A 9,217-nucleotide genomic window follows, 5' to 3' on the forward strand; every position below is an offset into this window, starting at 1 on the left:
CGCCATGCGTACATATGTCGGGGGGCATGAAATTGGTGCCGATTTAGGGTCATTGTCCCTAGTAGGGTGGGCAATATGGCGCTGAATTTGACGTCGCGGCTGCAGGTGACGGCCCACTATTTCTGGAACCGCCGCAACGCCGCGGCACTGAGCCATCACGGCGTTCGGCTCGAATACGACCCCGAACAGCGCCGCAGCGCTGCCCTCATCCTCGGGGTCATGTTCACACTGCTGGCCATGGCGCTGATGTTCGTGCTGTCGTGGTTCAAGCCGGCCGGCCAGGTCGGCCAGTCGGCCATTTTGGCCGACCGCGACACCGGCGCGGTCTACGTGATGGTCGACGGTCGACTACACCCGGCGCTGAACCTGATGAGCGCCCGGCTGATCGCCGGCCAGCCGAATAATCCGACGTTCGTCAAGGCCGCAGAGCTGGAGAAATACCCGCAAGGGCCGCTGGTGGGCATCGTGGGCGCTCCCGCGGCGATGCCCATCCGTACGGCGTCGTCCTCGGACTGGACCGTGTGCGACACCGCACCGACACCGACGTCGACGACCTCGGCCGCCTCGGAACCTGTGGTCACGGCGATCGCCGGCCAGCTGACGCTAGGCCAGCGCTCAGCGCCGCTGCAGATGCCCGATGCCATCTTGGGCCGCTACGGCGATCGGACCTATGTGATCTGGGAGGGACACCGCTCCGAGATTGACCTCAGCAATAAGGCGGTCGCTTTAGCCTTGGGCGTCGATTCGACTGCGCCGGAACCGATTCCGTTGTCCCGACCGCTTTTTGACGCCCTTCCGGCGACCGACCCGCTGGTGAGCCCGGCCATCCCGGGGGCCGGGGAACCGTCACGATGGAATGTCGCCGACGGCGCGGTGATCGGGTCAGTGCTGACCGTGCGCGACCTCGGCCAGCCCAACGCTGCCGAATCGCTGTACGTGCTGTTACGTGATGGTGTGCAACGGGTTTCGCCGTTCGTCGCCTCACTCCTGCGATCGGCGAACTCGTTCGGTGATGTGGCCCCGATTCAGGTGGCCCCCGACAAACTCGCTCCGATACCGGTGGTGGATAAGCTGCCGGTGTCGTTCTACCCGGCCACTCGGCTGCGCCTGGTGGACACTGCCGTCAACGCCACCACCTGCCTGGCGTGGTCGAAGGGCGCTACAGACCGCGCTGCCGAAGTCACGATCTTGTCGGGGCAAGGGTTGCCGATCCCGCTCGGCTCCGCCGATAACCGCCTGGTCAAACTCCCGAAGGGCGTGCGCGATCCCGAATCGGTGGAGGCTGACCAGGTGTACATCGGCCCCGGTGCCACGAACTTGGTCATGACGACCAGTGCGGCCCCAGCGGCGTCCTCGCGCGAAGCGATGTGGTGGATTTCAGATCAAGGGGTCCGCTACGGCATCGAGTTGTCCGACGACGCGTTCACGGCCCTCGGGGTGTCCCCGGATCGGTCGCAGCAGGCACCGTGGCCGCTGATCCGGGCATTTGCGCCAGGGCCAGCACTCACCCGCGCCGACGCACTGGTCCAGCACGACTCGCTCGCTCCCGTCGGGGGCGCCGAAGCGCTCCCCACCAGGTCGCCGGGAAGCTAGTTGTTAAAAATCGAGGGTTGAAAAACTAGTGCCGATATACGACATACACGCTGATAGGATCAGATTGTGACTGACCGCGATCTCCCCCCTGAGCAGACGGGCTACCCTTCGAGCGAGGGCGACACCCGCGACACCGGTGCGCACGCCGCAGAGCCGCCGGCACCGCCGGCGGTGCCGGGCTGGCCCCCACTACCGGCGAGCGGTGGGGAATCCGCGGGCGCTCACGCCCAATCCTCAGTGCCGCCCCCACCCCCGCCGTGGCCGGGCCGCACCCCGGATGTGCCCAGTCCAGCATCGCGATCCGACGCAGCTCCGCCGTGGGGTCAGCACGCACAACCCAGCGAGTCGGAGGTTGTGGAGTCGACCACGGAGCAACCCGCGGCGGCCCCGCAAGATCCTGACCCGGGCGCGCCGTACCGCCCGTCGGATGTTGAGACCACAACGTTTTTCGACCGCCGCGACTTCCCGCCCCCGCCGCTACGCGAAAGCCCCTCCCGCGGCGGCAGTTTCGGCGACACCGGTGCGGGCCAGCAGGCGGTGCCGCCCACCTCCTCTCAGTGGGGTGGCGAGCCTCCACGGCATCAGGCCCCACCGTTTCCGCAGCAATCCGGCCCGCAGCGTCCCCCGTCGCCCGCCCAAGGCTGGCCCGGCGAGCGTTCTGCGCCTCCTGCCGGTGACCCGCGCCAGTGGGGCGAGCCCGCCCCGGCAGCCACGGGGCCGGCGAACTACTCCTACGTCGACTCGATTCGGCCTACTGAACTCGTGCCGACCCGCAAGATTCCCCCCGGCAAGGGGTGGCGGAAAGTGCTGTACAAGAGCACCTTCGGGCTGCTGAACTTCGGGCAGTCACCCGATGAACGGCATTTGGCGGAGCTGGAGGCCAAGATCCGCTCCCTACTGCGGGGCCGCTACAAGATCGGGGTGCTCGGCAAAGGCGGCGTCGGCAAGACCACGATTGCCGCCGGGGTGGGGTCGATCTTCGCCGAGCTCCGCCAGGATGACCGGGTAGTGGCCATCGACGCCGATACCGCGTTCGGCAAGCTGGGCCTGCGCGTGGACCCCAACGCCAAGGGTTCCTATTGGGAGCTCGCCGCCGATCAGGACTTGCGCACCTTCGCCGACGTGCGTTCCCGCGTGGGTAACAACACCGCCGGCCTGTTCGTGCTGGCCGGCGAATCTGCCACCGCCCGCCGCCGAATACTCGAGCCGAACATCTACCGTGAGGCGACCGGCCGGCTGGACAACCACTTCACGCTGTCGATCATCGACTGTGGCTCCACGATGGATTCCCCGGTGACCCGGGAGGTCCTGCGCGATCTTGACGCACTGATCGTGGTGTCCTCGATGTGGGTGGACGGGGCCTCCGCGGCGGCACAGACCATGGAGCTGCTCGCCAACACCGGCCATACCGGGCTGCTGCATCGCACGGTGGTCGTGCTCAACGACGGTGACGGGCACGCCGACAAGCGCACCCGCGAGGTGCTTCATGAGCAGTTCAGCCAGCGCGGCCAGCGCGTGGTGGAAGTGCCGTTCGATCGACATCTGCGGCCCGGCGGTGTGATTGACGTGCAGAACGAAATCGACAAGGTGACGCGTCGACGGTTCATCGAGATCGCCGCGGCGATCGCCGAGCACTTTCCCACAACCAGCGACAGTCTGCGGGGGCGCCGGTGACCACGGTGAGCCCGTCGACTCCCACGTCAGGATCGTCAGCCCCCGGTGGGCCGCTGGTGCCCTCGTCGTGCAGGGTGTCGCTGTTGGTCGGCGACGCTCACCAGATTGACCTGGTGTTACCGGCCGCAGTCCCGCTCTCGGCGTTGACCGACTCGACTCTCGGGGCGGTCAATCGGCTGCTGCGCAGCAAGGGTGAAGACGAACTCCCTGTAGGGACATATGAATTCGCCCGCGCGGTGGGGATGACACGGCTCTCGGAGGAGGTGTCGTTGTCGGCGCAGGGTGTCGCCGACGGTGACCTGTTGGCGTTCGTGCCCGAGAAGACAGCCCGCCGGTACACGCCACTGATCGAGAATGTCTCGACTGCGCTGGCCCGCTGGGCCCATGCCCACTTTCCTCCGGTGTCGACCCACGACGCGGTGGTGGTCGCCGGGGCGCTCACCGCGGCGGCACTGATTGGGGCGGCCCTGCTGGTGTGGCGACTGCGGTGGGCGGCCCAGCCGTTCTGGCTGAGCCCCGCGATCTTCGCCGTCACCGCGGGCATCCTGTTGGCCACCGCGATGCTGTCGGCGCGCGCTGGGGCCAGCCGCGTCATCGTCGACGGCGCCGCCTGGGCGGCGTTGGTCGGCCTCGTCCTGGCTGGCGCGAGCGCGCCGTATGGCAACCAGCCCGGGGCCCCGCATGCTTTCCTGGCCGCCGTGGTGGCCACCGTCGGGGTGCTGCTGTTGGCGCGGATGACGGGCCGCCACTGGACCGCGGCGGCGGCGATCGTCACCGTGACCACGGCCGTCATCGCCGCCGGTCTGACCCGCATGTTCTTCGACGTTCCCGCTCAACGCATCGCCATTGTCATGTTGATGGCGGTGCTCATCGCTTCTCGGGCGGCGACCGCGATCGGGCTGTGGATGTCCAAAGTTCCGCGCCAAAGCTTCGAGTCCATCACCGGGCGCGACATGTTCACCCGCGCGCCAGGTCAGCCCGAGGACACGCTGACACCTGTGGAGTCGGCCGCCCATGACGTGACGCTGCGCGGTGAGCAGGTCGCCGAGGTGGCCCGCCGGTCCAACCGGGTGCTCACCGGCACCCTGCTCGGGATCGCCGTGGTGCAGCTGGCAGCCTCCTGGTGGGCGATCGCCCCGGGGTCGGGCTCGCAGTGGCCCTCGCTCGTCGTCGTCGTGGTGACGGCGCTGTGCCTGATTCTGCGGGCCCGCGGATTGCGGCACCGCCGTCATGCGGTGACCATCGTCAGCGGGTCGGCACTGTCGCTGATGGCGATCCCGCTGCACTACGGCCTCAGCGCTCCGGCCTCGGCGACCGTCTCGGTGGCGGTGTCGGCGGCCGTGGTGTTGGCCGTGGCCGTGGCCGGGCTGCTGGCCGGGGCGGTCATTCCCTCCCGCAGCTTCTCTGAACCCATCCGCCAAGTCGTGGAATGGCTGGAGTACCTCGGCTATGCCCTGATCGTGCCGTTCGCCGCGTGGGCGATCGGGCTGCTGCAATACATCAGGTTGCACTGATGCGGGGCAAAAGTGTGGCGGCCGGCCTGGCCGCATTCGGACTGCTCAGCGCCAACGTGTTGGCGCCCCCGGCGGCGCTGGCGGTGGCCCCGCCGGTGATCGACCCGGGCGCACTGCCGCCGGACGAGACTCCGGGCCCGCCCCAGGAGATGCGCCAAACCAAAGCGTGCGTGACCCCGGTGGTGGTGGGCGATCCCAACGTGGCGCAACCCGACCCGGGCAACACCATGCTCAACATCGAACAGGCCTGGCAGTACTCGACGGGCGCTGGAGTGACGGTGGCCATCATCGACACCGGCGTCACCCCCAACCCACGGTTCCCGCGGCTGTTTCCCGGCGGCGACTTCGTGCAGGGACTACCCGACGGCGGGCTGACCGATTGCGAAAGCCACGGCACCATTGTCGCCTCGATCATCGGCGCCGCGCCGGCTAACCCGGCCGACCGCCCCACGCCGCGTCCTGCGGGAGCAGGGGCGCCCCCTCCACCCCCGGGCGTGCCGGCCAATCCCGCGCCGCCAGCGTTTCCCCCGCCGCCGACGATCACCGCGACCGCGACAGTGACCGCGCCCGCGCCGCCGCCCGAGCCGCCGCCACCTCCTGCTGAGCCGCCGCCGGGGGGACCGCCGCCCGGTGGACCGCCCCCGGCGGGACCTCCGCCCGCGCAGGGCCCGGGAGACACCGGCGCCGCGCAGCCGTTGGTACCGGGGCCGCCGCCGGCGGGACCGGACGGCGTGGTCGGCGTGGCCCCCGATGTCTCGCTGATTTCGATTCGGCAGTCCTCGACGGCGTTCACCCCGGCACGACCAGCCCCCGGCGACATCGAGGGTCAACGCAAGGCCGGCGACATTGCGACCCTGGCCAAGGCGATTCGCCATGCCGCAGACCTGCCCGGCGTTCAGGTGATCAACGTGTCGTTGGCGTCGTGCATCAACGCCGCCGCCCCGGTCAACCAGGACGCTCTGGGCGCGGCGGTGCGCTACGCCGCGGTGGACAAGGACATCGTGATCGTGGCCGCCGCCGGCAATCAGGGCGGCGGTGACCAGGGACAGGACTGCGGACAGAACCCCGCCTTCAATGCGCTGGACCCCAACGATCCCCGGGACTGGGCTGGGGTGCGCACGATCGTGACTCCGGCGTGGTTCTCCGACTACGTGCTCACCGTCGGCGCGGTGACCCCCGAGGGGCTGCCGCTGCCGGATTCGATCAACGGCCCGTGGGTGTCGGTGGCCGCCCCTGGCTGGCGGATCATGGGCCTGTCGAACACCAACGGCGCCGCGGTCAACGCCCGACCCGATGAACCCGGCTTGGGTGCCGGTTTCTGGGGGACCAGCTTCTCGGCCGCCTACGTCAGCGGCGTGGTCGCGCTGGTGCGGGCCAAATTCCCCGATCTCACCGCGGCCCAAGTCATGCGGCGCATCACCGAGACCGCCCACAATCCGGCCCGCGGGGTCGACAACCAGGTCGGCTACGGCGTGGTCGATCCGGTAGCGGCGCTGACCTTCGATGTGCCGCTGGGCGATCCGAAACCAGTCGAGCGGCTCAGCACCGACCTGTATGTACCTCCGCCCCCGCCGGGACCGGATCATCGCCCGCGCAACAGCGCCCTGCTCGCCGGCGCCGCGGTCCTGCTCGTCGCCGCGGTCGCCGTGGCGGTCGTCGGCATGCGACGGAGGCTGCGATGAAGGCCCGCACCGTGGGCGTGCGCGCCGGAACACCGGTGGTAGTCGCGCTCGAAGTCGTTGCCCTGGTGGCATTCATCGGTCTGCCGCCGGCGCGGTTTGGATGGTGGCCGGCCGCGGTGATCACCGCCGTGGCGCTGCTGCTGCTGGTACCCACTGTGCACCGCCGCAACGTGCCGGGCTGGCTGGCGGCCGTGCGGCGCTGGCGTCGTTCCCGGCGCGGGAAATACCCGGCGGCGGCTGCGGCCGTGGATGTGCCCCACGGCAACATCGTGTGCGGTGTGCGCGTCGAGGCCTACGAAGCCCTCACGATGATCGAGGTGACCGGAAAGCCCTACTCGCTGACGTTCCTGCGCGGCTCCACAGTGTCGCTGACCCGCAACCTGCTGCCGCTGGAGGTGCTGACCGAGCTGCTCGACCAGCCCGGCGGGATTCAGCTGGCGGCCATTGACGTCGTGCCCGCCGGACACCGCGTGCGCCGCGGCAACGAATACCCCCCGCTGTACAGCACTCTGCTGGCCGACCGGCCCGCGGCCGGGCAGCGCACCATGCAGTTCGTGGTGCGCCTCGACATCCGAAACTCGGTGCCCGGCTTGCAGTATCGGCAATCGGTCGGGGCTGCAGCCGCCGCCGCCACCGAGCGAATCATCAATGCCCTGTTAGAGCGCGACATCCGCGCCACCGCCCTGACCGCCGCCGAGCTCGACACCGCGCTCGACCGGTTGGGCGCACGGCTGCAGCCGGCTCCGGCGCCCCCGGTCATCGAGGGCACCGACAGCCCAGCCGACCCGGTGCCCTTTCGCTCCACCAGCCCAGCGCAGCGGCGCAGCAAGGTCAGCAACGAGGTTGGCTGGCGCACCATCAAGGGCCACCCCGGGTTTCTCACGACGTACTACTTCTCACCCGAGGACATCACCACCGCGTCACTGCATCAGATGTGGGCGCTGCGCAGCGACGAGGTGGTGTTGACGCTGAGCTTGTTCAAACGCCGCTACGTGGAGGCCCCTGACGGCGATGGCCCGGTGATGATCGCGGCCACGGTGCGCACCAACGATCCGCAGCCCCCTCAGCAGCCACCGACGCTGTATCTCAACACGTTGCCCGGTGACCAGTTTTCCGCCGCACTGCGGCCGGCCCCGACGGCGCGTCCGGGCCACCTCGACATCCCCGCGCGCCCGCTGGGGGAGCCCAGCGCGTTGGAGATCCCGATCGGCTCGACGGGCATTCTGGTGGGAGCTGCACTGCGCGATGACCGCCGCGCAGACCCGCCGGTGCAGCGCGACGATCTGGTCATGTTGTCGCTGACCGATCCGCAGCAGGCCACCCGCATCGTCATGGACACCAGCGAGTATTACGTGCGCCAGCTGCTCATCCGCGCCGCCGCGGTGGGGGAGCGGATCGCCATCTATTCCAGCCAACCCAACCGGTGGGCGAGGTTGGCCCAACCCAATATCGCCGTGGTCGACCGCCGCCGGCCCGCAGAGTTCGTGCCCTCGATCATCGTCAACGACCGGCCCCTCATTGCGCCGCCCACCGGATTGTCGGCCACCGTGATCACCCTCGGGCGTGCCCAGCCTGGCGGGCAGCAACCCGACATCCACTTTCAGCAGATCTCGCGGGAATCGGTGCGGATCAGCACCGCCCGCGACACCGTCGAGGTCGCCATCGTGGCCTTCAACCAGGAACAGGCCTGGCTTGGCCTATGAGCGCTGCGCAGACACATTCTCCGGCCTGGCCGGGTAGGCGTCTCCTGGACGCCCTGGGCGTCACTGACCTCGACACGTTCGACCCGCGCCCGGGGTGGCGACGCCGCGCCCACGATGACGTGCTGGCGATCCCGGTCGGTGCGCCAGTGGACGCGCCCGACTCGGTGGTGTCGATTGAGCTCGGCGATCACGCCAACGTCGCGCTCTGCGTGGGCATCGCTGGGAAAACCACAGCGCTGCAGTCGCTTGCGCTGAGCGTGTGCACCTTGTATCCGCCGACCCGCGTGCAGCTCGCGATCGCCGACACACAGAACGGCATCACCAGCGCAAACGCCACTACCGGCCCTCCTCCTCACGTTGTCGCCCACTGCGCGGGCTACCGGCGCGCAGCCGACCCTCCGGCGAACTGGGACACCTGGTGCGCCCAGGTCGAGGCCGCGCTGAATGAGCGCACAGGCCAGTCCCAGCCCGAGCTGCTCGTCGTCGTCGATGCCGTCGACGAGCTGCTGGGGTCGCACCCACAAGTGGCGGGTACGCTGCAGCGCATCGCCGACGAAGGCCGCGACAAGCGTGTCCGGCTCCTCATGTCGAGCACTGAGCAGACCTCGAAGTTCGCGGTTGGCGCCCGGTTGGGGCGGCCCGTTGCGGCAACCAGCGACGTCGTGATTGCGCTGAGGACCGCGACAGCACAAACGTCCATGGATGCCCTCGGTGGACCCCAGGCGTGGCAGCTGCCGATGTCCCCTCTGGGCCTTGGCTATGTCCGACCACCTGACGGTGCGATCACCGGACCCGTACGGCTGTTCACCGCTGCCGATGTGGCGCCCGCGCTGTCGTCTCGACTCATGACGATCTGATGTGCGTTCGGCATTTTGTGCCTGTCGGGCACCTCGGTCGGCCGTAGCCTTATATCCATGCCCGATGAGCAGCTCGCCGCGCCGCTGTGTTTGGAGTCGTTTCGCCGCCGCAAAGTGGCGGCGCCGATCAATAGCGGGCACGCTCAGTTCACGATCGCTGATGTCGCCGCCGCGTGCGGTCTTCCACAACCTGT

General features: G+C 69.2%; 6 protein-coding genes. All 6 read left to right on the forward strand.

The annotated features are described in order from the left end of the window. The first annotated feature begins 75 nt into the window (after positions 1-75). The gene (gene eccB / locus DYE23_RS29600) at positions 76-1,593 is read left to right on the forward strand and encodes a type VII secretion protein EccB (RefSeq protein ID WP_083741723.1); all 1,518 of its coding nucleotides are present in this window, start codon (positions 76-78) and stop codon (positions 1,591-1,593) included. A gap of 66 nt (positions 1,594-1,659) precedes the next feature. Next, entirely contained in the window at positions 1,660-3,267 is a 1,608-nt protein-coding gene (locus DYE23_RS29605) for a MinD/ParA family ATP-binding protein (protein WP_115329239.1), read from the forward strand. A gap of 56 nt (positions 3,268-3,323) precedes the next feature. After that, positions 3,324-4,781, forward strand: coding sequence for a type VII secretion integral membrane protein EccD (gene eccD / locus DYE23_RS29610; protein WP_172527969.1), 1,458 nt, complete (start codon positions 3,324-3,326; stop codon positions 4,779-4,781). Then, on the forward strand, positions 4,781-6,463 hold the full coding sequence (locus tag DYE23_RS29615; RefSeq protein ID WP_115329241.1) for a S8 family serine peptidase: 1,683 nt from the start codon (positions 4,781-4,783) through the stop codon (positions 6,461-6,463). The genes eccD and DYE23_RS29615 overlap by 1 nt, the downstream gene beginning before the upstream one ends. Further along, complete coding sequence (gene eccE, locus DYE23_RS29620) at positions 6,460-8,166, forward strand: type VII secretion protein EccE (RefSeq protein ID WP_115329242.1); 1,707 nt, start codon at positions 6,460-6,462, stop codon at positions 8,164-8,166. Before DYE23_RS29615 ends, eccE begins: the two co-directional genes overlap by 4 nt. Before the next feature lie 119 nt (positions 8,167-8,285). Continuing rightward, positions 8,286-9,023, forward strand: coding sequence for a hypothetical protein (locus tag DYE23_RS29625; protein WP_235660676.1), 738 nt, complete (start codon positions 8,286-8,288; stop codon positions 9,021-9,023). Positions 9,024-9,217: the final 194 nt, after the last annotated feature.

This window comes from Mycolicibacterium gilvum (genome assembly GCF_900454025.1).
Classification (GTDB): Bacteria; Actinomycetota; Actinomycetes; order Mycobacteriales; family Mycobacteriaceae; genus Mycobacterium; species Mycobacterium gilvum.